Genomic DNA, 25461 nt, shown 5'->3' on the forward strand with positions numbered 1-25461 from the left:
CTAGCTGTAGTTTTCCTTATAGGGGTGAAACAATTGATTCTAGTTGAATATTGTTCACCCTTTTTTTATTTCGAAAAGAAATATTGATTATAAAACGTTTACATGAATTTTGTGCACCTATATTGATGGAACACTAAAAAAAATTGTGGTAATTTATTATTAAAGAGAAATCTAGTTAGGAAAGGGAATGTCGTCATGAAGAAAATTGCGGTTTTAACTAGTGGTGGAGATTCACCAGGCATGAATGCTGCTGTTAGAGCAGTTGTGCGTAAGGCGATTTATAACAACATTGAAGTTTATGGAATTTATCAAGGTTATCAAGGGTTACTTGATGACAATATTCATAAACTTGAATTGGGTTCAGTAGGGGATACAATTCAACGTGGAGGAACTTTCCTTTACTCTGCAAGATGTCCACAATTTAAAGAGGCGAGTGTAAGACAAAAAGGTATAGAGAATTTACACAAACGTGGTATTGAGGGACTAGTAGTAGTTGGGGGAGATGGCAGTTACCGAGGTGCCCAACGTATTAGTGAAGAAACGAAAGATATTAAAACAATAGGAATTCCAGGTACTATTGATAATGATATTAATGGTACTGACTTCACTATTGGGTTTGACACAGCGTTGAACACAATTATTGATAGTGTAGACAAGATTAGAGACACAGCTTCAAGTCATGCTAGAACTTTTATTGTAGAAGTTATGGGACGTGATTGTGGTGATTTAGCATTATGGGCTGGCTTATCAGTTGGTGCTGAAACAATATTAGTTCCTGAAGCTAATACAGATATTAAAGATATTGCCGAAAAAATAGAAAAAGGTATCAAACGAGGTAAAAAACACTCAATCGTCATGGTAGCTGAGGGCAGTATGAGTGGACAAGAATGTGCGGATCAATTAATGAAATATATTAATGTTGATGCACGTGTGTCTGTACTGGGCCATATCCAACGTGGTGGTAGCCCATCAGGTGCTGACAGAGTATTAGCTTCACGCTTAGGTGGTTACGCCGTTGATTTATTAATACAAGGTCGTTCTGGACATGGAGTAGGTATTATGAATAACAAATTGACTGCTACACCATTTGATGAAATTTTCAATGGTAACGACCATAAATTCAATACTGATATTTATGAATTAGCGAAAGAGTTATCTATTTAATTTAGGAGGCTTTTTAAAATGAGAAAGACTAAAATTGTATGTACAATTGGACCTGCATCAGAGTCTGAGGAAATGTTAGAAAAATTAATGAAAGCTGGTATGAACGTAGCGCGTTTGAATTTCTCTCATGGTAGCCATGAAGAGCATAAAGCACGTATTGATACGATTCGTAAAGTAGCTGATAAATTAGGTAAAACAATTGGTATCTTATTAGATACTAAAGGACCTGAAATTCGTACTCATGACATGAAAGATGGCTTAATTATGCTTGAAAAAGGCAAAGAAGTTATCGTTAGTATGTCTCAAGTTGAAGGTACACCTGAAAAATTCTCAGTAACTTATGAAGATTTAATCAACGATGTTCAAGTAGGTTCTTACATTTTACTTGATGATGGTTTAGTTGAACTACAAGTAAAAGACATCGATAAAACAAAAGGCGAAGTTAAATGTGATATCTTAAATACGGGTGAATTAAAAAATAAAAAAGGCGTAAATTTACCAGGTGTAAAAGTTAATTTACCAGGTATTACTGATAAAGATGCTGATGATATCTTATTTGGTATCAAAGAAGATGTTGATTATATCGCAGCAAGCTTTGTACGACGTCCAAGTGATGTCTTAGATATTCGTGAAATTCTTGAAAGAGAAAACAATCATAATATCACTATTTTCCCTAAAATTGAAAACCAAGAAGGAATTGACAATATAGAAGAAATATTAGAAGTTTCTGATGGTTTAATGGTAGCTCGTGGTGACATGGGTGTTGAAATTCCACCAGAATCTGTACCAATTGTACAAAAAGATTTAATCAGAAAATGTAATAAACTAGGTAAACCAGTTATCACAGCTACTCAAATGTTAGATTCAATGCAACGTAATCCTCGTGCGACAAGAGCGGAAGCTAGTGACGTTGCTAATGCAATTTATGATGGTACTGACGCAGTTATGCTTTCTGGTGAAACTGCTGCTGGTTTATATCCAGAAGAGGCTGTTAAAACAATGAGAAATATTGCGGTTTCTGCTGAAGCGGCACAAGATTACAAAAAATTATTATCAGACCGTACTAAACTAGTAGAAACTTCATTAGTAAATGCTATTGGTGTTTCAGTTGCACATACTGCTTTAAATCTAAAAGTTAAAGCTATTGTTGCAGCAACTGAAAGTGGATCTACTGCAGTAACTATTTCTAAATATCGTCCACATTCTGATATCATTGCGGTTACTCCAAGCGAGCACACTGCACGTCAACTTGCTTTAGTTTGGGGTGCATATCCTGTAATTAAAAAAGGTCGTAAAACTACTGATGACCTATTAAATAACGCAGTTGCTACAGCAGTTGAAACTGGAAGAGTCACTAATGGTGATTTAATTATTATTACTGCTGGTGTACCTACTGGTGAAAAAGGTACAACTAATATGATGAAATTACATTTAGTTGGAGATGAAATTGCAAAAGGACAAGGTGTCGGTCGTGGATCAGTAGTTGGTAAAACTGTAGTTGCTAATAGTGCAAGTGAATTAGAAGGCGTAGATTTAAGTGAATCAGTTATTGTTACTAATTCAGTAGATGAGACATTAGTGCCTTATATTGAGCAAGCAGTTGGATTAATTACAGAAGAAAATGGTATCACATCACCAAGTGCGATTATTGGACTTGAAAAAGGTATTCCAACAATTATAGGTGTTGAAAATGCTACTAAAGAATTAAAAGATGGTATTTTAGTAACAGTAGATGCTGCCCAAGGTAAAATATTTGAAGGGTATGCTAACGTACTTTAATTCATTAATTTATTATTAAGAATGATGGCTAACCTAGTAAGATAAGAGAGCCAGAACAGATAATATTTCAAAGCGATATTGCAAATTCGCAAAAGTTGATTAAACTGGGAATAAGCTCGTGAAGAGTTTTTCTCAGTTTTTTCATTTCATTAGAAGGAAATTCATTAAATGAGAATTTCAAATAGGAAAGTTAATTGAGTTATAAAATTTCATTTTGAATAAGGTTATAATTTGTGGTAATATAACATGGATTAATTGAGATATACTATTATAAGAAGGTTTAATTATTATGAAAGAAAATTTTTGGAGTGAATTACCACGTCCTTTTTTTATTTTAGCACCTATGGAGGACGTTACTGATATCGTTTTTCGACATGTTGTTAGTGAGGCTGCTAGACCTGATGTTTTTTTCACTGAATTTACAAACACTGAGAGTTATTGCCATCCGGAAGGTATTCATAGTGTTCGTGGAAGATTGACATTCAGTGAAGATGAACAGCCTATGGTAGCACATATATGGGGCGATAAACCCGAACAGTTTAGAGAAATGAGCTTTGGTTTAGCTGAAATGGGTTTTAAAGGTATAGATTTAAATATGGGATGTCCAGTAGCTAATGTCGCAAAAAAAGGTAAAGGTTCTGGTTTAATATTAAGACCTGAAACAGCTGCTGAGATTATTCAGGCTACTAAAGCTGGTGGATTACCTGTTAGTGTTAAAACCCGTTTAGGTTATTATGATATTGAAGAGTGGAAAGATTGGTTAAAGCACGTTTTTAAACAAGATATCGCAAATTTATCCATACATCTTCGAACACGCAAAGAGATGAGTAAAGTAGATGCGCATTGGGAATTAATTGCAGCAATTAAACAATTAAGAGATGATATCGCACCTAATACATTACTAACGATTAATGGAGATATTCCAGATAGAAAAACTGGACATGAACTTGCGATGAAATATGGTGTTGATGGCGTGATGATAGGTAGAGGGATCTTTAATAATCCGTTTGCTTTTGAAAAAGAACCCCGTGAACATACTAGTAAAGAACTATTGAATTTGTTTAGATTGCATTTATCATTGTTTGAGAAATATTCAAGTGATGAAAGTCAACAATTCAAAAGTTTAAGAAGATTTTTTAAGATTTATGTGAAGGGGATTAAAGGAGCTAGTCAATTACGTCATCAATTAATGAGTACAGAATCGGTTGATGAAGCACGCGATTTATTAGATGAATTTGAGTCTAAAATTGAAGAAGATATAAATTAATTTTCTAAAACATTAGATATAGTTATTAGATAATAGGTTTATTATAAATAACAAGCCAGTAAATGAATTTTTATGTTAATTCATTTACTGGCTATTATAATCTCATAAAAATTTTAAATTATTTATTATGCTTAGCAACTTGTCTATATCTCAAATACATTAAACCTAGTAATATAAACCAAATTGGAGTTAAGAAAATAGCATTTCTAGTTGTTTCATTTACAAATAATAAACAAAATACTAAGAAGAAGAATACTAATATCGCGTAACCCATATATTTACCACCAGGAAGTTTATAAGATACAGTTTTATGTAGCTCAGGATTTTTTCTGTGATAGTTAATATAAGCAATAATAATTAATGCCCATACGATAATAAATAATACAGTTGAAATTGTTGTTACATAAGTAAACACTAACGTAGCATCTGGGAAGATGTAGTTTAATAATGCTGTTACTAATAATAATGCAGATGAACCAATAATAGCAAAATGAGGAACACCATTTTTATTAGTACTTCTAAAGATAGGTGGTGCTTGATCTTGTTCTGATAAACCAAATAACATACGACTATTTGAGAATATTCCACTATTACAAGATGATGCTGCAGCAGTTAATACTACAAAGTTGATCAATCCAGCAGCGAAAGGAATACCAATTAATGAGAATAATCTAACAAATGGACTTTCACTAGGGTCAACTTTATCCCAAGGAATAATAGACATAATTACCGCTAATGCACCAACGTAGAATACTAAAATTCTTAACGGTACAGCATTGATAGCTTTTGGAATTGTTTTCTGAGGATCTTTAGTTTCTCCAGCAGTTACACCAATCATTTCAATACCAACAAATGAGAAGAATGCCATTTGGAATGACATAAAGAAACCAGATGCACCGTGAGTAAAGATGCCATGTTTATATAAATTTGTAAAACTCGCATGTCCAAATTGAGTTTTATATGCCATTAAAATCATGACTAAACCTACAACGATTAAAGCGATGATAGTTATAATTTTAATTATAGCGAACCAGAATTCTAATTCACCAAATAATTTAGCACTAAGCAAATTAAATAACATTAATATTAGTACACAGAATAGTGCACTAACCCAGTTTGGAATTGCAGGGAACCAGAAACTAACATATTTAGCAACGGCAGTTACTTCAGCCATACCTGTTATAATCCAGCACAACCAATAAGTCCAACCAGTTACAAAACCAGCAAACGGTCCTATGTATTCATTTGTCACATCGGCGAAAGATTTGAAGCGAGTATTTTGAATTATAATCTCACCTAAGCCTCTCATAAACATGAACAACATGAAACCTATAATAATATAAGTTAATAGAATAGATGGACCAGTCATTGCTATTGTTTGACCTGCTCCCAAGAATAATCCAGTACCAATAGCGCCGCCAATAGCAATCAATTGCACATGACGATTACTCAATCCTCTTTGTAATTTTTCTTCAGCCATAAGACAACTCCCTTACATTTAATTAATATTATTATGCACTTATAAATTCAATTCGACAATTATTTTTCGAATTTTTTCTAAAAATTCCTTTAAATTTAGATTAAATAATTGTAATCAAGCTTGATAATTAAATTGAAATTTTCAATATTTTCTCATTAATTACATAATTTAAATTGGAATGAAAGCTTATATAATGGCGTTTATTGGGTATTTAAGTAAAAATAAGTTTAAAAATTTAAAGTTAAATAGCATTTATTGAGCGATATATAATCGTTCACAAAACTTATCACATTGGCTATAATAGTATTTGAAAGCCATTACATTATGTATAAGAAAAGGGGAATTACTTATGGCAGAATTACAAAAAGGTTTAGAAGGGGTAATTGCAGCTGAAACTAAAATCAGTTCAATTATTGATAGTCAATTAACGTATGCGGGATACGATATTGATGATTTAGCAGAAAATGCATTGTTCGAAGAAGTAGTGTTTTTATTATGGAATTATAGATTGCCTACTCAAGATGAACTAGATGCATTAAGAGAAAAATTTAATCATTATATGACTTTAAACCCAAGAGTTTATAAGCATTTTGAAGAATACGCAACTGATAATGTGCATCCTATGACGGCACTACGTACATCTGTATCATATATTGCTCATTTTGATCCTGATGCTGAAAATGAAACAGAAGAAAATAGAAAAGAAAGAGCAATACGTATTCAAGCGAAAATTGCATCTTTAGTTACAGCATTTGCGCGTGTTCGTGAAGGTAAAGAACCTGTTAAACCTAATCCTGATTTAAGTTATGCAGCTAACTTCTTATATATGTTAAGAGGAGAATTACCAACAGATACTGAAGTTGAAGCATTTAATAAAGCATTAGTGTTACATGCTGACCATGAACTTAATGCTTCTGCATTTACTGCACGTTGTGCCGTATCTTCTTTATCTGATATGTACTCAGGTATTGTAGCTGCTGTGGGTTCATTAAAAGGACCTTTACATGGTGGAGCAAATGAACAAGTAATGAGCATGCTTGCTGATGTTAAATCAGTTGATGAAGTTGATGCTTATTTAAATGAAAAATTCAAAAATAAAGAGAAAATCATGGGATTTGGTCATAGAGTATACAAAGACGGGGATCCAAGAGCTAAATATTTACGTGAGATGAGCCGAAAAATCACTTCTGAAACTGGTAGAAGTGAATTATATGATATTTCAATAGCTATTGAGAAACGTATGAAAGAAGAAAAAGGACTTATTCCTAATGTCGATTTCTTTAGTGCTACTGTATATCACAGTATGGATATTCCACACGATTTATTCACGCCAATTTTCGCGGTAAGTCGTACATCTGGTTGGACAGCACATATTCTAGAACAATATCGTGATAATAGAATAATGCGTCCTAGAGCTAATTACGTCGGTGAAACTAATCGTAAGTATTTACCAATTGAAGAAAGATAAATTATAAACTTTAATAGATTTCACTATATTTGGAGGTAAAATTATGTCAGCTGAAAAAATTACTAGAATTAACGATGGATTAAATGTACCTAATGAACCAATTATTCCTTTTATTATTGGTGATGGTATTGGCCCAGATATTTGGAAAGCAGCGAGTCGCGTTATTGATGCAGCTGTTGAAAAAGCATATAACGGCGAAAAACGTATTGAATGGAAAGAAGTACTAGCAGGTCAAAAAGCTTTTGATGAAACAGGTGAATGGTTACCTCAAGAAACGCTTGACACGATTAAAGAATATTTAATCGCTATTAAGGGACCTTTAACTACACCAATTGGTGGTGGTATTCGTTCATTAAATGTTGCATTACGTCAAGAATTAGACCTATTTACATGCTTGCGTCCAGTTCGTTGGTTCAAAGGTGTCCCTTCACCAGTTAAACGTCCACAAGATGTTGATATGGTTATCTTCCGTGAAAATACTGAAGATATTTATGCAGGTATCGAATTTAAAGAAGGTACTGATGAAGTTAAAAAAATCATTGATTTCTTACAAAATGAAATGGGTGCTACTAACATTCGCTTCCCAGAAACTTCAGGTATTGGTGTGAAACCAGTTTCTAAAGAAGGTACTGAACGTTTAGTTAGAGCAGCAATTCAGTATGCAATCGATAATAACCGTAAAACTGTTACGCTTGTTCATAAAGGTAATATTATGAAATTCACCGAAGGCGCATTTAAGCAATGGGGCTATGATGTAGCTCATAATGAATTTGCTGATAAGGTATTTACTTGGCAACAATATGATGAAATTGTTGAAAAAGATGGTAAAGATGCAGCAAATCAAGCTCAAGAAAAAGCTGAACAAGATGGGAAAATCATTATTAAAGATTCTATCGCTGACATTTTCTTACAACAAATTTTAACTCGTCCAGCAGAACATGATGTAGTTGCTACAATGAATTTAAATGGTGACTATATTTCAGATGCTTTAGCAGCTCAAGTGGGCGGAATTGGAATTGCACCAGGTGCAAACATTAACTATGAGTCTGGACACGCTATTTTCGAAGCAACACATGGTACTGCACCTAAGTATGCTGGTTTAAACAAAGTTAACCCATCTTCTGAATTATTAAGTTCAGTTCTAATGTTAGAACATTTAGGTTGGCAAGAAGCCGCTGATAAGATTACTGATGCAATTGAAGCTACTATTGCTTCTAAAGTTGTAACTTATGATTTTGCTCGTTTAATGGATGGTGCTACTGAAGTATCAACTTCAGAATTCGCTGATGAGTTAATTAAAAACTTAAAGTAATTTAATTACACATTAATATTTTAAAATTTTTAAAAATTAATAGATTGACGATGCATTGCACTAATGTAGTAGTTAAAACAAAAGCGCAAGTTTAAGGCATTCTCGATCATAGCAATTTTTAATAAAAGTGGAACAATGAATTTATATTAAATTCTGTTCCGCTTTTTTATTATGAAGTAAAACAAATAACTTTATTTTATTTATAATATGTTAATAATTTTTTAAAAATAATAAAATAAATACTCAATATGAGGAAAATAATCATATGATTGTTAAGATTATGTAAATTTAATATGTTGTATGTTATTTTTGTTTTAACTTCCGTTATAATGAAATTGAAATGTTATATTAATTCAGGGAGGCACATTATGTCACAAAAAGTATTAGTGGTTGACGATGAGCAATCAATTGTAACTTTACTTAAATATAATCTTGAAACGGCTGGTTACATCGTTGAGGTAGCTTACGATGGTGAAGAAGCTTTGGAAAAGGTAAATGAAATTCAACCAGAACTTGTCGTTTTAGATGTAATGTTACCTAAAAAAGATGGTATTGAAGTATGTAAAACAATACGTTCTGATAAGAATTTAGTACCTATTTTAATGTTAACTGCAAAAGATGATGAGTTTGATCGTGTATTAGGATTAGAATTAGGTGCCGATGATTATATGACAAAACCTTTTTCTCCTAGAGAAGTTGTGGCGAGAGTTAAAGCTATCTTGAGAAGATCGAAATTTGCTAGTGAAATTGAAAAAGAAGATGTTGATGATGAGGATATATTGATTGAAAATATTAGAATCAGACCTGAATTCTTTGAGGTATATAAAGATGATGAATTATTAGAACTCACTCCTAAAGAATTTGAACTATTGTTGTATTTAATAGAAAGACAAGGGCGAGTAATCACTCGAGAACACATGTTAAATTCTGTATGGAATTATGAATTCGCAGGAGATTCTCGGATTGTTGATGTTCATATAAGTCATTTAAGAGACAAACTCGAAGAGAATCCGAAACAACCTAAATTAATTAAAACTGTTCGTGGACTTGGTTATAAATTAGAGAGACCTAAAGCTTAATGCTTAAATTTCATCATAGATTATTATTGCTATTAAGCACAATTACTATAATCAGTTTTATTGGTTTAGGCGTCATTATTCATCATACAATTTATCAAATATTATCAACAGCTCAGGTTACGGAACTCAAACATGTATCTGAAAATTTTTTGAAATTAAACAAGCAAAATGAGAATAATGAAATTAAAAATATTTCAGCTAATCAAAATTTAATTGTTAGAATTTCTGAAAATGGTAAGGTGATATACCAAACTGGTAACCAAAATAAAATAAATGATAACATCGATAATGAAGCTAATCCATCAAATATCATTTATAAAAGAGAAAATGGTCAGGTTAGATACACATTTAAAACAACTGTCAATGACAAAACGATATACATAAGTGGGATGAATACTGAGATTCTTGAATTACAGAAGAGTATGTGGAAGTATTTATCTTTAATAGGAATTATTGTTCTTTTAGCGATTTATTTAGCTGTTAGAAGTATCAATCGTACATATATTAGACCGATTAATGAAGTGACTTATGCTACCTCGTTAATTGCTGATGGATACTATCATGTTAGAGTACCTGAAAGCAATGTTAAGGAGACAAAAGCGCTATTTGTCACAACTAACGATCTTGCAAGACGTTTACAAAAGCTTAATAATAAACAAAAAATGCAATCAAATCGATTAAAAACAACATTAGAAAATATACCAAGTTCAGTATTAATGATCGACAAACATGGTGAAATTGTTGTGGCCAATCATGCATACTATGAGTTGTTTAGGACAAACGGTAAGGTTGAAAATAAAAACTATACATCATATTTAGATCCTAAAATTCAACAATTAATTCTAGAAAGTTTTAAAACTGAAAAGCCACTATATGATCAGATAGAAATTTTATTAAATAATGTTCATCATAAATATTTCGATTTGTCATGTGTTCCAATACTAAGTAAATCTAAGAAAAAGTTACAAGGTATGGTTGTAGTAATGCATGACATAACAAATTTGAAAAAATTGGAAAACTTGCGTCGCGAGTTTGTTGCCAATGTATCTCATGAGCTTAAAACACCTATTACATCTATTAAAGGCTTCGCTGAAACACTTATCGAAGGTGCGAAAAACGATGAAGAATCACTTGATATGTTCTTAAATATTATTTTAAAAGAATCTAATCGTATTGAGTCACTCGTTATGGATTTATTGGATTTATCACATATCGAACAACAAACAGAGATAGAAACAGCATTTATGAATTTATCAGAGCTTGCTTACACAACTATTGATAACTTACAAAACCAAGCAAGATATAAAAATATTAAAATAGTATCCGATATAGAAAAAGATGTCATTATAGAAGCACATGAAAACAAAATCGCACAAGTCATTACTAATTTACTATCAAATGCAATTAATTATTCACTAGAAAATAATGAGGTTATTGTAAGAGTTTATAGAGAAGGACATGAAGTAAATTTAGAAATACAAGACTTTGGTATTGGAATAGATAAAAGTGATCAAAAGCATATTTTCGAAAGATTTTATCGGGTGGATAAAGCAAGAAGTAGAGATTCAGGCGGTACAGGTTTAGGTTTATCTATAACAAAACATATAGTAGAGGCACACCATGGAACGATTAATGTCGAAAGCAATATTGGTGAAGGCTCGCTATTTAAAGTTTCATTTTTAGATGAACAAGAATAATATCGTTCAATAAAGAATGACTAAAATATCGAGGTACTAGAACTTTTATTTTGATTAATAATTATTACTATTATTTTAAGGCCTTTCGTATACTTGCACCAAAAATTGGTTGAGGATATGAAAGTGCCTTTTTTATTTAAATAAGTAATGTAGAGTGTGAAAAGTTATTGTATAAACCATACATTCGTTATGCCACAGGTTATATGCTAAAATATAATAAAATCACTCTGGAGGTATACGCTTTGAATAAATTAGTTTTAATTGATGGTAATAGTTTAAGTTTTAGAGCATTTTATGCATTACCACTACTTTCTAACAAAGCAGGAATACATACGAATGCTGTATACGGTTTTGCTATGTTATTGGAAAAGATTATAAGAGAAGAACAACCAACACACTTTTTAGTTGCGTTTGACGCCGGCAAAACAACATTTAGACATTCAAAATTTAGTGAATACAAAGGCGGAAGACAGAGTACCCCACCTGAGTTAAGCGAACAGTTCCCATACATTCGACAATTATTAGATACTTACCATATAAAGCACTATGAGTTAGAAAATTATGAGGCTGATGATATTATAGGCACATTAAGTAAAGAAGCTAACGAGCAAGGGTTTGAAACGATTATTGTTACTGGTGATCGAGATTTAACACAGTTAGCAACTGATAATGTTACAATTTATTACACTAAGAAAGGTGTAACAGATGTTGATCATTATACTCCAGAATTCATTAATGAAAAATATGAGGGACTCAATCCAAGTCAAATTATAGATATGAAAGGTCTTATGGGTGACACATCTGATAACATCCCTGGTGTTGCTGGTGTAGGTGAAAAGACGGCTATCAAACTATTGAAACAATTCAATACTGTTGAAGGTGTTTATGACAATATAGAATCTGTTTCAGGAAAAAAATTAAAGGAAAAACTTGAAAACAGTCGTGAAGATGCATTCATGAGTAAAGAATTAGCAACAATTAATAAAGATAGCCCAATTGAAGTTGCATTACAAGATACTGAGCTAAAAAATCAAGATGATAATAAAGATAAAATTGAATTATTCAAAAAGTTAGAATTCAAACAATTATTATCTGATATAGATAGTAATAATACTGAAGAGAAACACGAAGATAAAGTCATTGAAGTGAGTAATGATTTTAACACCATAAATTTTAAAGAATTAAAAGAAGCTGTGATTCACATCGAAGTAGATGGTACCAATTACTTACAGGATACAATTTTAAAATTTGGATTTTATGATGGAGTGGACCATGTTGTAATAGCCTCCGATCAACTAAAGGAATATCCTGAATTGATTAAATGGCTAGAGAATGAGACTACAGAAAAAATTGTTTATGATGCTAAAAAAACATACGTTGTTGCGCATAGATTAGATATAGATATAAAAAATATTGTATTTGATGTTATGTTAGCAAGTTATATTATTGATCCATCGAGAACGATAGATGATGTGAACTCTGTAGTAAGTAATTATAATCAAAAATATGTCCAAGATGATATTTCAATTTATGGAAAAGGGAAAAAGCGACATGTTCCAGAAGACGCAATTTTAAATAAGCATATTGCTACAATCACAGAGGCAATTTATGCCTGCAAACCTGAAATGGTTACTGAATTAGAATCACACCAACAAACTGATCTATTGTTAAATTTAGAGCTTCCACTTGCACGTATCTTAAGTGAAATGGAAGAAACAGGAATTTATACGGATATTAATGATTTAAAACAAATGCAGTCTGAAATCCAAGAAAAATTAGATTTACTAATAAGTAATATTCACGAAGCGGCGGGGGAAGAATTTAACATTAACTCTCCTAAACAATTAGGTGTAGTATTATTTGAAACACTAGAACTACCAGTCATTAAAAAAACAAAAACTGGATATTCTACTGCAGTTGATGTGTTGGAGCAATTACAAGGTCAGCACCCAATCATTGACTATATACTTGAATATCGTCAATTATCAAAATTACAATCCACTTATGTAGAGGGATTACAAAAAGTCATAAGTAAAGATAACAGAATTCATACTCGCTTCAATCAAACATTAGCGCAAACTGGTCGTTTATCAAGTGTAGATCCTAATTTACAAAATATACCAGTCCGTCTTGAAGAAGGACGTAAGATTAGAAAAGCTTTTAAGCCTACTTCAAATGATAGTGTGATATTATCAGCTGATTACTCTCAAATTGAATTACGTGTACTAGCTCATATTACCCAAGATGAAAGTATGAAAGAAGCATTTATCCATGAAAGAGATGTTCATACTGCTACTGCGATGAAAGTATTTGATGTAGAAGCGAATGAAGTTAACGCTTTAATGAGAAGACAAGCTAAAGCTGTTAACTTTGGAATAGTGTATGGTATTAGTGATTATGGTTTAAGCCAGAGCTTGAACATTACTCGAAAAAAAGCAAAAGCATTTATAGATGATTATTTGGCAAGTTTCCCAGGTGTAAAACAATACATGTCTGATATTGTCAAAGATGGGAAAGCAGATGGATATGTTGAAACATTATTGCACCGTCGTAGATATATACCAGATATTAATAGTAGAAACTTTAATTTGAGAGGTTTTGCTGAACGTACGGCAATGAATACTCCAATACAGGGTAGTGCAGCAGATATTATTAAATTAGCAATGGTCGAGTTTGATAGACAAATTAAACAAACGTCTTATCATGCCCAATTATTACTTCAAGTACATGATGAATTAATTTTCGAAGTACCTGAAAATGAAGTTGAAGATTTTAGTTTATTTGTTGAGGAAATTATGGAACACGCATTACAATTAGATGTGCCGTTAAAAGTAGATTCTAACTATGGATCTACATGGTATGATGCAAAATAGAAAGAGGAATTAGAAATGCCAGAATTACCAGAGGTTGAACACGTTAAAAGGGGTATAGAGCCTTATATATTGAATGCAACTATTAAAAGTGTGACATTTTCAAACAAAGTTATTGAGGGTAAACAACAAGGAAAAGAGACAATTATCAAAGGAATTAATCTGGATGGTTTCAGATTGAATAGTGAAAGTTTTAAAATAAAATCCGTTGATAGAAGAAGTAAATATATTGTCTTCACTATTGAAAAAAATAACAACCAGCGTATTATATTAAGTCATTTAGGTATGGCAGGCGGATTTTTTATTGTCGATAAATTATCAGATATTAGTACACCTAACTATCGAAAACATTGGCATGTCGTGTTTCATTTAGATAATGGTAAACAACTCGTTTATTCTGATATTAGACGATTTGGTGAACTAAGAAATCTGGCTACTTATAATGATTATCCAGCTTTTCTTGAAATTGCGCCTGAACCTTTTGATGACAAAGCATTAAACTATTTTTTAGACCGGATTAAACTTAAGAAATATCAAAACAAACCTATTAAACAAATGTTGCTTGATCATAAAATGATAGCAGGTTGTGGAAATATTTATGCATGTGAAGCGTTATTTAGAGCGGGCGTTTTACCTGAGAGGAAAGTAAAAGATGTGTCTAATCAAGAACGACAAATGTTATTTTATTATGTTCAAGAAGTATTAAATGAGGGTATAAATAATGGCGGTACTAGCATTTCTGATTATCGTCATGCTGATGGCAAGACAGGAGAAATGCAATTACACTTAAATGTATATAAACAAAAGACATGTAAAATATGTGGTCATGACATTGAGCAAAAAGTCATTGCATCGCGAAATAGTCATTTTTGTCCACATTGTCAGAAATAAAGGTGAGTGAATATTTATGCCAAAAGTTATTGGATTAACAGGTGGTATTGCCACTGGAAAGTCAACGGTTTCTGAGTTATTAACAGCATTTGGTTTTAAAGTTGTAGATGCTGATATAGCTGCAAGAAAAGCTGTTGCAAAAGGAACCAAAGGTTTAGAACAAGTTAGAGCAGCTTTTGGTGATAGTGCTATTACTGATGAAGGTGAAATGGATCGCAAATATGTAGGTGAAATTGTTTTTAATCACCCAGAGAAACGTTTAGAGTTAAACGATATTGTGCATCCTATAGTTAGAGAAATAATGGAAGAAGAAAAGCAATCATATCTTAATCAAGGTTATGATGTCATAATGGATATCCCGCTTCTTTTTGAAAATGAATTACAAAATACAGTTGATGAAGTATGGTTAGTATATACGTCTGAAAGTATTCAAATTGAGAGATTGATGGAGCGAAATCAATTGTCATTAGAGGATGCGAAAGCGCGCGTTTATAGTCAAATATCAATAGATAAAAAGAGTAGAATGGCAGACCATGTTATTGATAACCTAGGGGATAAGTTGGAACTGAAACAAAACTTAGAACAGCTATTGACTGATAAAGGTTTTATTAACAAAGATATATAAAATTTGCTTAAGCAATTATTTATGCTTCGGCTCTAGTAGATGAATGATGTAAATGTCAAATTTTTACATAGATAAGTCTATTAGAGCTTTTTTGTTAATCAAATATTGTCGATTAAAAAATTTTTTAAAATTAATAGAAAACGCTTTCAAAATTAAATTATTATGTTACACTATTTTTATAAAGTATAACATATAAACAAACAATCAAGGGGTGCTTTAAATGTCAACAAATATTGCAATTAATGGTATGGGTAGAATAGGTAGAATGGTGTTAAGAATCGCATTACATAAAGAAGATTTAAATGTTGTAGCGATCAACGCAAGCTATCCACCTGAAACAATTGCGCATCTAATAAATTACGATACTACTCATGGTAGATTTGATAAAAAAGTTGAACCAATTGAGAACGGTATCCGTGTCGATGGACAAGATATTAAACTTGTTTCTGACCGTAACCCTGAAAATTTACCTTGGAAAGACTTAGACATTGATATTGTAATTGAAGCTACAGGTAAATTTAACCATGGCGATAAAGCAATAGGCCATATTAATGCAGGTGCTAAAAAAGTGTTACTAACTGGTCCTTCTAAGGGTGGCCATGTACAAATGGTGGTTAAAGGGGTAAATGATAACCAATTAGATGTAGATACATATGACATTTTTAGTAATGCATCTTGTACAACTAACTGTATTGGTCCGGTAGCAAAAGTGCTTAATGATAAATTTGGCATCGTTAACGGTCTTATGACAACAGTACACGCGATTACTAACGATCAAAATAATATTGATAATCCGCATAAAGATTTACGTCGTGCACGTTCATGTAATGAAAGTATTATTCCAACTTCAACTGGCGCAGCTAAAGCTTTAAAAGAAGTACTTCCAGAATTAGAAGGTAAATTGCATGGCTTAGCTTTACGTGTGCCAACTAAAAACGTGTCACTTGTAGACTTAGTTGTAGATTTAAAAGAAGATGTTACAGCTGAACAAGTCAATGATGCATTTAGAAATGTTGGCCTAGATGGTATTCTCGATGTAGAAGAGGCGCCACTAGTATCAATGGACTTCAATACAAATCCTAATTCAGCAGTTATTGACGCTCAAAACACAATTGTGATGGATGATAATAAAGTAAAAGTGATTGCATGGTATGATAATGAGTGGGGCTACTCAAATAGAGTAGTTGAAGTTGCTCAACAAATTGCTAAATTAATTGGCTCTGAAAATGTTGCAACGGCTAACTAACGAGACATTAATGTAAATTAATACGAGACTGTTAAATCTTTTCACTAAGATTTGATAGTCTCGTATTTTATTTTTATGTGATTTTGTATTTAAACTTTCACACATTCTTGTCATTTAAGAAATATATTATGCATAAAACTAGATTCTTATTAAGATACTTTTGTTTTAGTTTAATTTAAATGAGGATTAGACTTCTTTTGTCAAGAATGCTTTTATAGTATAATGAATCATAATCTATTCAAGAGGGTGAAAGATATGAAATGCCCAAAATGTAGTTCAACACATTCGCGTGTAGTTGATTCTAGACATGCGGATGATGCAAATGCAATTAGAAGAAGAAGAGAATGCGAAAATTGTGGTACTCGATTTACGACGTTCGAACATATAGAAGTAAGTCCATTGATTGTCGTAAAAAAAGATGGAACTCGAGAACAATTTTTAAGAGAGAAAATTTTAAATGGTCTTGTTAGATCTTGTGAAAAGAGACCAGTACGTTATCAACAATTAGAAGATATTACTAATAAAGTTGAATGGCAGCTACGTGATAGCGGACAAACTGAAATATCTTCACGAGATATTGGTGAACATGTTATGAACCTGTTGATGCATGTCGATCAAGTTTCTTATGTGAGATTTGCTTCAGTTTATAAAGAGTTTAAAGATGTTGATCAATTGTTAGCATCAATGCAAGGTATCTTGAACGATAATAAACGGAGTGATCTATAAATGAGTTTACAATCGTATGAGTATGGTTTGAGTCCACATGACGGTTTTAAAGTGTATCGTCAGTTCCAATTTAATCATAATCATTTGGAAATACTTAATAGATTGTATATGCCATTAATTGGCGCGCAAGCGATAGGTACATATCACTTTATGAATCAATTCGTGAATAGTGATGACACATTAACGCATTACACAATAATGAATGAATTGAAAATGAATTTATCAGAATTTAGACAGTATATGGATTTATTGGAAGCAATCGGTCTATTTAAAACATATGTAAAGCATGATGAACAACAATCATTTTTTATTTACGAATTGATACAGCCACCAACTGCCTATCAATTTTTTAATGATCCAATGTTATCAATTTATCTATATAACCAAGTCGATAAACAACGTTTTAAAAGCTTAAAAAATTATTTTAAAAAATATGATTTTGATTTAAGTGGTTTTCAACAAGTAACTCGCAAGTTTACTGATGTTTTTAAAATTCCACACTCAAGCGTTACTATTGATGCTTCATCAATTAAAAAAGAAAAACCATATCATGGTATAGATTTATCCAATGTATCATTTGATTTTGAGATTTTAAAAGAAATGCTACGTCATCATTTTATTAGCGATGAAATTATAACTAAAGAAGCTAGAGATTTAATTGTTCAATTGGCTACATTGTATGGTTTAACAGAAGATGCTATGAAACGAATTATATTGAATTCTATTACAAGTAATCAACAATTATCATACGAAGAAATGAGAAAGCATGCGCGTTCGTATTATTTAATTGAACATAATCAACAATTACCTGAATTAGAGCCTAAGGCAAGTAATCAAAATGAAGTGAATAGTAACAATCAATCTGTGTCTTCAAGTCAGCCCACTTCAAATGATGATTGGTTTCAATTGTTAGAGGAAACAAGTCCAGTAGATATGTTGGCGTCATGGTCAGAATCAGAACCAACATTTCAACAAAAGAAAATGATTGAAGAGTTAGTCGAAAGAGAGAAATTAAACTTTGGTGTAATTAATATTCTTTTACAATTTGTAATGCTAAAAAATGAGATGAAACTACCTAAAACATATATTTTAGAAATCGCATCTAATTGGAAAAAATTAGGTATTAAGACTGCAAAAGAAGCATATAACTATGCTTTAAAAGCAAATGAACCAAAATCAGAATATAAAGGTAATGACCTACGTCAATCAAGAAAACGTTATTCAAAATCACGTGAGATTGTATCTAGAGAAAAAACACCTAAATGGTTAAAAAATAGAGGTCAAGAAAATACTGATAAAGAAACGACTAAAGAAGAACAAGAACAGTTTGAAAATGAAAGAGCTGCGTTTCGTGAACAACTAAAACGCGATTGGGAGGAGGATTAAATGAAATCATTCAATAGTATTATCAAATCAAATGGCGATTTAGAAAAAAGAATTGCTAAAATTAAAAAACAAGTTATTAACGATCCTGACGTTAAATCATTTTTAAATGAACATCAATCTGAATTGACTAATGAAATCATTGATAATGACTTAAATGTGTTACAAGAGTATAAAGATCAACAAAAAAATTATGATGGACATGATTATGAAAATTGTCCGAACTTTGTTAAAGGTCATGTACCTGAATTATATATCGACAATAATAGAATTAAAATACGTTATAATATGTGCCCTTGCAAAATTAAACACGATGAAGAAAGATTTAATTCTCACTTAATCACATCTCACCATATGCAACGTGATACATTAAACGCTAAGATGAAAGATATTTATGACACTGATTTGAACCGATTAGTTATAGCTAAAAATGTAAATGATATCTGTAAACAATTAGTTAATGGAGAAAATGTAAAAGGAATGTATATTCACGGTCCATTTGGAACAGGGAAATCATTTATTCTAGGTGCAATTGCCAATCAACTTAAAGCTAAAAGTGTTGCTTCTACGATTGTTTATTTACCTGAGTATATTCGCACGCTCAAAAGTGGTTTCAGAGATGGTAGTTATGAAACAAAGTTACAACGAATAAGAGAGGCAAATATATTAATGATAGACGATATAGGTGCGGAAGAAGTGACACCATGGGTGAGAGATGAAGTGATTGGTCCATTGTTACACTATCGTATGGTTCAAGAACTACCAACGTTTTTCTCATCGAATTTAAATTTTGATGAGCTAGAACATCATTTATCTATTACACGTGAAGGTGCGGAAGAAACAAAAGCTGCTAGAATTATTGAACGAATTAAATCTTTATCAACGCCATATTATTTGGATGGTAAAAATTTAAGAAACAATTGAAATTTAAAATAACTATTGTATAATTAAGATAAATCTTAATCGTTGAAATAATTGAAGATATGATAATTTAATCCATGTTATACAGCGAGCTAATATATGATGAGAGATTAGCTAACAAATTAAATTATTACTCCTTCATCATTAGGTGTTGGTAATCAATGCCCGGCTCAAGACCGTTATCTTAAGTAGAGATATTTAGCTATTGCTAAATAACTAGGGTGGTACCACGACGAACTCGTCCCTTTTTTAGGGGCGAGTTTTTTTATTTCAACGAAATTAGAATTTAATTGAAATTAGAATTTATTTATGGAGGTTTTATAATGGATCAAATAAATGTTCAATTCCCAGATGGTAATTCGAAAGCGTTTGATAATGGCGTAACAACTGAAGAAATTGCACAATCAATTAGCCCTGGATTAAGAAAAAAAGCGGTTGCTGGTAAATTTAATAATCAAATGGTTGATTTAACTAGACCATTAGAAGAAGATGGTTCAATTGAAATTGTGACTCCAGGTAGTGATGAAGCGCTTGAAGTTTTACGTCATTCTACCGCCCATTTAATGGCTCAAGCTTTAAAACGTTTATATGGGGATGTTAAGTTTGGAGTTGGCCCTGTTATAGACGGTGGGTTCTATTATGATTTTGATATGGATGAAAAGGTTTCGTCAGATGATTTTGAAAAAATTGAAAAAACGATGAAGCAAATCGTTGATGAAAATCATAAAATTGAACGTAAAGTTGTATCAAGAGAAGAAGCTAAATCATTCTTCAAAGATGATCCTTATAAATTGGAATTAATTGACGCTATACCTGAAGATGAAAGTGTTACTTTATATTCACAAGGTGAATTTACTGATTTATGTCGTGGTGTACACGTTCCTTCAACTTCAAAAATCAAAGAATTTAAATTACTTTCAACTGCCGGTGCATATTGGCGTGGGGATAGCAATAACAAAATGTTACAGCGTATTTATGGTACAGCATTCTTTGATAAAAAAGATTTGAAAGCACATTTAGAGATGCTTGAAGAACGTCGTGAGCGTGATCATCGTCGAATTGGTAAAGATTTAGAGCTTTTCACTAACAATCAATTAGTAGGTGCAGGTCTTCCATTATGGTTACCTAATGGAGCTACAATTCGTAGAGAAATTGAACGTTATATAGTTGATAAAGAGGTAAGTATGGGTTATGACCATGTATATACTCCAGTGTTAGCAAATGTTGAGTTATACAAAACTTCTGGACACTGGGATCATTATAGAGATGATATGTTCCCACCAATGAAATTAGACGAAACAGAAGAAATGGTATTACGACCTATGAACTGTCCACATCATATGATGGTCTATAATAATCGTCCTCATTCTTATCGTGAACTACCTATCCGTATTGCAGAATTAGGAACTATGCACAGATATGAAGCCAGTGGTGCAGTATCAGGATTACAACGTGTACGTGGAATGACATTAAACGATTCACACATATTTGTTAGACCTGATCAAATTAAAGATGAATTTAAACGTGTTGTTAACATGATTCAAGAAGTATATAGTGACTTTGGCTTTGAAGATTACACATTCAGATTAAGTTACAGAGATCCTGAAGATAAAGAGAAGTATATGGATGATGATGAAATGTGGAACAAAGCTGAGACTATGTTAAAAGAAGCAGTCGATGAAATGGGATTACCATATGTTGAAGCAATTGGTGAAGCGGCATTCTATGGTCCTAAACTAGATGTTCAAGTTAAGACTGCTATGGGTAAAGAAGAAACTTTATCAACTGCTCAAATTGATTTCTTATTGCCAGAGCGTTTTGAATTAACATACATCGGTAGCGATGGTGAAAATCATCGTCCAGTAGTTATTCATCGTGGCGTAGTTTCAACTATGGAACGATTTGTAGCGTTCTTAACTGAAGAAACTAAGGGTGCATTCCCAACTTGGTTAGCACCTAAACAAGTTGAAATAATACCTGTTAATGTTGACTTACATTATGACTATGCTAGAAATTTACAAGATGAATTAAAATCACAAGGTGTACGTGTAGAAATTGATGATCGTAATGAAAAAATGGGATACAAAATTCGTGAAGCACAAATGCAAAAAATACCTTATCAAATAGTTGTTGGTGATAAAGAAGTTGAAAACAACCAAGTCAATGTACGTAAATACGGCTCTCAAGATCAAGAAACAGTTGAAAAAGATGAATTTATTTGGAATTTAGTAGATGAAATTCGTTTGAAAAAACATAGATAGTCTTGATAAAAATGATAGCTTAATGTATATTACTATATAGTTAATTAAAAAAAGAGTTAGAGGTTGCGTCTTTAATTAGTAACACTTCAGAAGTTATTAAGGAACGTATGTTGAAAGTGTGGAAGGTAAAGATGCCGAAATTAATGATACCCTTAATTATCATTTGTTGGGACAGTTATCGAATAGAAACTGTACTGTCACAATTTGTGATGTGCTACCGACATAGATTAAGCAGATGGTTGCATATCTAAAGGTATGCAACCATTTTTTATGCTTTAAAGAATTATAAACTATTTGGAAGTATAATTAGAATGCGTTCATAATCATCGCATAACACAACAAAACTATTTTAGTTAGCCTCTACTGTAAGAAAGGGAGCTTCTATGAAAAAAGTCGAAAATCAAGATGATGGAATCAAAAGAGGACTTAAGGACCGCCATATTTCTATGATAGCAATGGGTGGTTGTATCGGTACCGGATTATTTATGACCTCTGGGGGAGCAATACACGATGCAGGGGCATTAGGTGCTTTAATTGCATATGCGATTATTGGAGCTATGGTATTCTTCCTCATGACATCTTTAGGTGAAATGGCAACGTATTTACCAGTGTCTGGTTCATTTAGTACTTACGCAACACGTTTTGTAGATCCATCTTTAGGATTTGCGTTAGGTTGGAACTATTGGTTTAACTGGGTTATTACAGTTGCAGCAGATGTAACCATTGCTGCACAAGTCATTCAATATTGGACACCTATGGCTGGTATTCCAGCATGGGTTTGGAGTTGTATATTCTTAGTTATTATATTCGCACTAAACTCTTTATCTGTTAGAGTTTATGGTGAAAGTGAATATTGGTTCGCTTTAATCAAAGTTGTAACAGTCATTATCTTTATCATTATTGGTCTTTTAACGATACTAGGTATTATGGGTGGAGAATTTGTAGGTTTTGAGACATTTACGAAAGGTGACGGACCAATTCTAGGTGGTAACTTAGGTGGAAGTTTATTATCAATTCTAGGCGTCTTCCTAGTTGCTGGATTCTCATTCCAAGGTACAGAGTTAATTGGTATTACAGCTGGAGAATCTGAAAATCCAGAACGCGCTGTACCTAAAGCTATTAAACAAGTATTCTGGAGAATATTATTATTCTACATATTAGCAATATTTGTTATAGGTATGTTAATCCCTTATGATAGTAATGCATTGATGGGTGGCGATGATAATATTGCTACTTCACCATTTACACTCGTGTTTAAAAATGCTGGGTTAGCTTTTGCGGCATCATTTATGAATGCAGTAATTTTAACATCAGTATTATCAGCAGGTAATTCAGGTATGTATGCCTCAACACGAATGCTTTATTCAATGAGTAAAGATAAATTAGCTTTTCATTCGTTTGGTAAAACGAATAAGTATGGTGTTCCTTATTTATCACTAGTTGGAACAGCGATTTTAGTTGTTATTATTTTCTTAGTGCAAAAACTAAGTGGTGACGCATATGAATATATTGTTGCTGCAAGTGGTATGACAGGCTTTATTGCATGGGTAGGTATTGCAATTAGTCACTACAGATTTAGAAGAGCTTTCGAAAAACAAAATCATAGTAAAAGGGAATTGAAGTATAAAGCTAAATGGTTCCCATTCGGTCCTATATTCGCAGGCCTGCTCTGTGTGATTGTCATAATCGGGCAAGATGTTGATTTTATTAAAACAGGTCATTTCGATTTAAATCGCTTCATTATCACATATATGGGAATCCCAGTTTTCTTAGTATTCTTCATTTATCATAAATTGAGATATAAAACGAAGATAATTCCATTAGATAAAGTAGATTTAAGACAAGATGTTTCAATGGATGAAGTAAAACATCACTAATATTAAAATAATTGTTGACTTATATGATATACACTGATATGATTATTAACGTTGAATACGAAACGTACCAAGTAGAAACACCCGTTTCTCACCTGTAGCGACGCTTAAAGCAGTTGGCAGGTCAATCATGTCACACATAAAATGTGTATGAGAGAAGAGCGGGCATAATATGTCCGCTCTTTTTGCTTGGAAAATTTCGTAAAATTTTGGGAGGTGTCAACCATAGCAAAAGATCAAACGCAAGTTAACGAAAAGATTCGCGCTAAAGAATTACGTTTAATTGGCCAAAATGGTGACCAAATTGGTGTTAAATCAAAACGAGAAGCATTAGAAATGGCTGAACGTGTTGAATTAGATTTAGTAGTTGTAGCACCAAATGCTAAACCACCTGTTGCAAGAATTATGGATTATGGTAAATACAAATTCGAACAGCAGAAAAAAGAAAAAGAAATGAAAAAGAAACAAAAAGTTATCAATGTTAAAGAAATACGCCTAAGTCCAACTATTGAGGAACATGATTTCCAAACTAAGTTGAAAAATGGTCGTAAATTCTTATCTAAAGGCGATAAATGTAAAGTTTCTATTCGTTTCAGAGGTCGTGCAATCACTCATAAGGAAATTGGTCAGCGCGTATTAGAAAAATTCGCTGACGAATGTAAAGATATTGCCACTGTTGAACAGAAACCTAAAATGGAAGGGCGTCAAATGTTTATCATGTTAGCGCCTATTAACGAAAAATAATTCACTATTATTAGGAGGAAATGAATCATGCCAAAAATGAAAACTCACCGTGGAGCAGCTAAACGTGTTAAAAGAACTGGTTCAGGTCAATTAAAACGTTCAAGAGCTTTCACATCACACTTATTTGCAAATAAAAACACTAAACAAAAACGTAAATTACGTAAAGCTAAATTAGTTTCTAAAAGCGATATGAAACGAGTAAAACAATTATTAGCTTATAAAAAATAATTGTAATTGATAAATGTACGATAATTAATTGTTATATCTAAGGAGGAATTTAATATGCCACGAGTTAAAGGTGGAACAGTAACAAGAGCACGTCGTAAAAAAACGATTAAATTAGCTAAAGGTTACTTCGGTGCTAAACACACATTATATAAAGTAGCAAAACAACAAGTAATGAAATCAGGTCAATACGCTTTCCGTGACCGTCGTCAACGTAAACGTGATTTCCGTAAATTATGGATTACACGTATTAACGCAGCTGCACGTCAACATGACATGAGCTATTCAAGATTAATGAACGGATTGAAAAAAGCTGACATCAATATTAACCGTAAAATGCTTTCTGAAGTTGCTATTTCAGATGAAAAAGCTTTCGCAGAGTTAGTTTCAAAAGCTAAAGAAGCTTTAAAATAATTGATTTATAAAAGATGACTTTGAAGTCATCTTTT

The 25461-nt window shown here is 32.2% G+C and carries 20 protein-coding genes, 1 riboswitch and 1 other annotated feature; of the genes, 19 read left to right on the forward strand and 1 reads right to left on the reverse strand.

Annotated elements, in window-relative coordinates:
- Nucleotides 1-195 precede the first annotated feature (195 nt).
- The 3 genes from pfkA (at nucleotide 196) to SBL15_RS04275 (ending at nucleotide 4210) form a co-directional block, all read left to right on the forward strand.
- Nucleotides 196-1164: a 6-phosphofructokinase gene (pfkA, locus tag SBL15_RS04265; protein ID WP_037536816.1), complete on the forward strand. Its 969-nt coding sequence runs from the start codon at nucleotides 196-198 to the stop codon at nucleotides 1162-1164.
- A gap of 18 nt (nucleotides 1165-1182) precedes the next feature.
- Entirely contained in the window at nucleotides 1183-2943 is a 1761-nt protein-coding gene (gene pyk, locus SBL15_RS04270; RefSeq protein ID WP_107611713.1) for a pyruvate kinase, read from the forward strand.
- Nucleotides 2944-3232: 289 nt separating this feature from the next.
- Complete coding sequence (locus SBL15_RS04275) at nucleotides 3233-4210, forward strand: tRNA dihydrouridine synthase (RefSeq protein ID WP_037536813.1); 978 nt, start codon at nucleotides 3233-3235, stop codon at nucleotides 4208-4210.
- A gap of 118 nt (nucleotides 4211-4328) precedes the next feature.
- Here SBL15_RS04275 and SBL15_RS04280 read toward each other — a convergent pair whose 3' ends face one another.
- Nucleotides 4329-5690: an amino acid permease gene (locus SBL15_RS04280; protein ID WP_317955266.1), complete on the reverse strand. Its 1362-nt coding sequence runs from the start codon at nucleotides 5688-5690 to the stop codon at nucleotides 4329-4331.
- 349 nt (nucleotides 5691-6039) lie between these two features.
- On the opposite strand from SBL15_RS04280, the gene SBL15_RS04285 reads away from it, so the two are divergent.
- From SBL15_RS04285 to rplT, 16 genes are all read left to right on the forward strand, one after another.
- A complete protein-coding gene (locus tag SBL15_RS04285; protein WP_107611714.1) occupies nucleotides 6040-7158 on the forward strand; it encodes a citrate synthase in 1119 nt (372 codons plus the stop codon).
- Between the two features lie 43 nt (nucleotides 7159-7201).
- The gene (gene icd, locus SBL15_RS04290; protein WP_016930833.1) at nucleotides 7202-8470 is read left to right on the forward strand and encodes an NADP-dependent isocitrate dehydrogenase; all 1269 of its coding nucleotides are present in this window, start codon (nucleotides 7202-7204) and stop codon (nucleotides 8468-8470) included.
- Nucleotides 8471-8838: 368 nt separating this feature from the next.
- Nucleotides 8839-9549, forward strand: a complete 711-nt coding sequence (locus SBL15_RS04295; RefSeq protein WP_037536805.1) for a response regulator transcription factor — start codon at nucleotides 8839-8841, stop codon at nucleotides 9547-9549.
- A complete protein-coding gene (gene pnpS, locus SBL15_RS04300; RefSeq protein WP_317955268.1) occupies nucleotides 9549-11246 on the forward strand; it encodes a two-component system histidine kinase PnpS in 1698 nt (565 codons plus the stop codon). The genes SBL15_RS04295 and pnpS overlap by 1 nt, the downstream gene beginning before the upstream one ends.
- Before the next feature lie 242 nt (nucleotides 11247-11488).
- The gene (polA, locus tag SBL15_RS04305; RefSeq protein ID WP_317955270.1) at nucleotides 11489-14119 is read left to right on the forward strand and encodes a DNA polymerase I; all 2631 of its coding nucleotides are present in this window, start codon (nucleotides 11489-11491) and stop codon (nucleotides 14117-14119) included.
- 15 nt (nucleotides 14120-14134) lie between these two features.
- Entirely contained in the window at nucleotides 14135-15007 is an 873-nt protein-coding gene (gene mutM, locus SBL15_RS04310; protein ID WP_037536799.1) for a bifunctional DNA-formamidopyrimidine glycosylase/DNA-(apurinic or apyrimidinic site) lyase, read from the forward strand.
- A gap of 16 nt (nucleotides 15008-15023) precedes the next feature.
- Complete coding sequence (coaE, locus tag SBL15_RS04315) at nucleotides 15024-15632, forward strand: dephospho-CoA kinase (protein ID WP_037536797.1); 609 nt, start codon at nucleotides 15024-15026, stop codon at nucleotides 15630-15632.
- A 220-nt stretch (nucleotides 15633-15852) separates the two neighbouring features.
- A complete protein-coding gene (gap, locus tag SBL15_RS04320; protein WP_107611717.1) occupies nucleotides 15853-16878 on the forward strand; it encodes a type I glyceraldehyde-3-phosphate dehydrogenase in 1026 nt (341 codons plus the stop codon).
- 255 nt (nucleotides 16879-17133) lie between these two features.
- Nucleotides 17134-17604 carry a transcriptional regulator NrdR gene (nrdR, locus tag SBL15_RS04325; protein ID WP_011275538.1) on the forward strand — a complete coding sequence of 157 codons (471 nt, stop codon included), beginning with the start codon at nucleotides 17134-17136 and terminating at the stop codon, nucleotides 17602-17604.
- A complete protein-coding gene (locus tag SBL15_RS04330) occupies nucleotides 17605-18990 on the forward strand; it encodes a replication initiation and membrane attachment family protein (protein ID WP_317955273.1) in 1386 nt (461 codons plus the stop codon).
- Nucleotides 18991-19911, forward strand: a complete 921-nt coding sequence (gene dnaI / locus SBL15_RS04335; protein WP_037536791.1) for a primosomal protein DnaI — start codon at nucleotides 18991-18993, stop codon at nucleotides 19909-19911. It begins immediately after the preceding gene.
- Between the two features lie 320 nt (nucleotides 19912-20231).
- A complete protein-coding gene (gene thrS, locus SBL15_RS04340) occupies nucleotides 20232-22169 on the forward strand; it encodes a threonine--tRNA ligase (RefSeq protein WP_107611719.1) in 1938 nt (645 codons plus the stop codon).
- 49 nt (nucleotides 22170-22218) lie between these two features.
- A riboswitch (Lysine riboswitch) is annotated at nucleotides 22219-22394 on the forward strand.
- 158 nt (nucleotides 22395-22552) lie between these two features.
- On the forward strand, nucleotides 22553-24046 hold the full coding sequence (locus SBL15_RS04345; protein ID WP_107613785.1) for an amino acid permease: 1494 nt from the start codon (nucleotides 22553-22555) through the stop codon (nucleotides 24044-24046).
- Nucleotides 24047-24109: 63 nt separating this feature from the next.
- Nucleotides 24110-24237: a sequence feature (ribosomal protein L20 leader region), on the forward strand.
- Nucleotides 24238-24259: 22 nt separating this feature from the next.
- Complete coding sequence (infC, locus tag SBL15_RS04350; RefSeq protein WP_029376631.1) at nucleotides 24260-24787, forward strand: translation initiation factor IF-3; 528 nt, start codon at nucleotides 24260-24262, stop codon at nucleotides 24785-24787.
- 27 nt (nucleotides 24788-24814) lie between these two features.
- Nucleotides 24815-25015, forward strand: coding sequence for a 50S ribosomal protein L35 (gene rpmI / locus SBL15_RS04355; RefSeq protein ID WP_002448990.1), 201 nt, complete (start codon nucleotides 24815-24817; stop codon nucleotides 25013-25015).
- A gap of 54 nt (nucleotides 25016-25069) precedes the next feature.
- Nucleotides 25070-25426, forward strand: a complete 357-nt coding sequence (gene rplT / locus SBL15_RS04360) for a 50S ribosomal protein L20 (RefSeq protein ID WP_011275545.1) — start codon at nucleotides 25070-25072, stop codon at nucleotides 25424-25426.
- The last annotated feature ends 35 nt before the right edge of the window (nucleotides 25427-25461 follow it).

The organism is Staphylococcus sp. NWU MKU2, assembly GCF_033283605.1.
Taxonomy (GTDB): Bacteria; Bacillota; Bacilli; order Staphylococcales; family Staphylococcaceae; genus Staphylococcus; species Staphylococcus haemolyticus.

Excerpts from the sequence above, each read along its gene's own strand:
- rpmI (WP_002448990.1), top strand. The coding sequence starts at position 24,815 with ATGCCAAAAATGAAAACTCACCGTGGAGCAGCTAAACGTGTTAAAAGA.
- thrS (WP_107611719.1), top strand. The coding sequence starts at position 20,232 with ATGGATCAAATAAATGTTCAATTCCCAGATGGTAATTCGAAAGCGTTT.
- pnpS (WP_317955268.1), top strand. The coding sequence starts at position 9,549 with ATGCTTAAATTTCATCATAGATTATTATTGCTATTAAGCACAATTACT.
- SBL15_RS04285 (WP_107611714.1), top strand. The coding sequence starts at position 6,040 with ATGGCAGAATTACAAAAAGGTTTAGAAGGGGTAATTGCAGCTGAAACT.
- rplT (WP_011275545.1), top strand. The coding sequence starts at position 25,070 with ATGCCACGAGTTAAAGGTGGAACAGTAACAAGAGCACGTCGTAAAAAA.
- mutM (WP_037536799.1), top strand. The coding sequence starts at position 14,135 with ATGCCAGAATTACCAGAGGTTGAACACGTTAAAAGGGGTATAGAGCCT.
- dnaI (WP_037536791.1), top strand. The coding sequence starts at position 18,991 with ATGAAATCATTCAATAGTATTATCAAATCAAATGGCGATTTAGAAAAA.
- SBL15_RS04275 (WP_037536813.1), top strand. The coding sequence starts at position 3,233 with ATGAAAGAAAATTTTTGGAGTGAATTACCACGTCCTTTTTTTATTTTA.
- icd (WP_016930833.1), top strand. The coding sequence starts at position 7,202 with ATGTCAGCTGAAAAAATTACTAGAATTAACGATGGATTAAATGTACCT.
- coaE (WP_037536797.1), top strand. The coding sequence starts at position 15,024 with ATGCCAAAAGTTATTGGATTAACAGGTGGTATTGCCACTGGAAAGTCA.
- pfkA (WP_037536816.1), top strand. The coding sequence starts at position 196 with ATGAAGAAAATTGCGGTTTTAACTAGTGGTGGAGATTCACCAGGCATG.
- SBL15_RS04330 (WP_317955273.1), top strand. The coding sequence starts at position 17,605 with ATGAGTTTACAATCGTATGAGTATGGTTTGAGTCCACATGACGGTTTT.
- nrdR (WP_011275538.1), top strand. The coding sequence starts at position 17,134 with ATGAAATGCCCAAAATGTAGTTCAACACATTCGCGTGTAGTTGATTCT.
- SBL15_RS04280 (WP_317955266.1), bottom strand. The coding sequence starts at position 5,690 with ATGGCTGAAGAAAAATTACAAAGAGGATTGAGTAATCGTCATGTGCAA.
- SBL15_RS04295 (WP_037536805.1), top strand. The coding sequence starts at position 8,839 with ATGTCACAAAAAGTATTAGTGGTTGACGATGAGCAATCAATTGTAACT.
- pyk (WP_107611713.1), top strand. The coding sequence starts at position 1,183 with ATGAGAAAGACTAAAATTGTATGTACAATTGGACCTGCATCAGAGTCT.
- SBL15_RS04345 (WP_107613785.1), top strand. The coding sequence starts at position 22,553 with ATGAAAAAAGTCGAAAATCAAGATGATGGAATCAAAAGAGGACTTAAG.
- gap (WP_107611717.1), top strand. The coding sequence starts at position 15,853 with ATGTCAACAAATATTGCAATTAATGGTATGGGTAGAATAGGTAGAATG.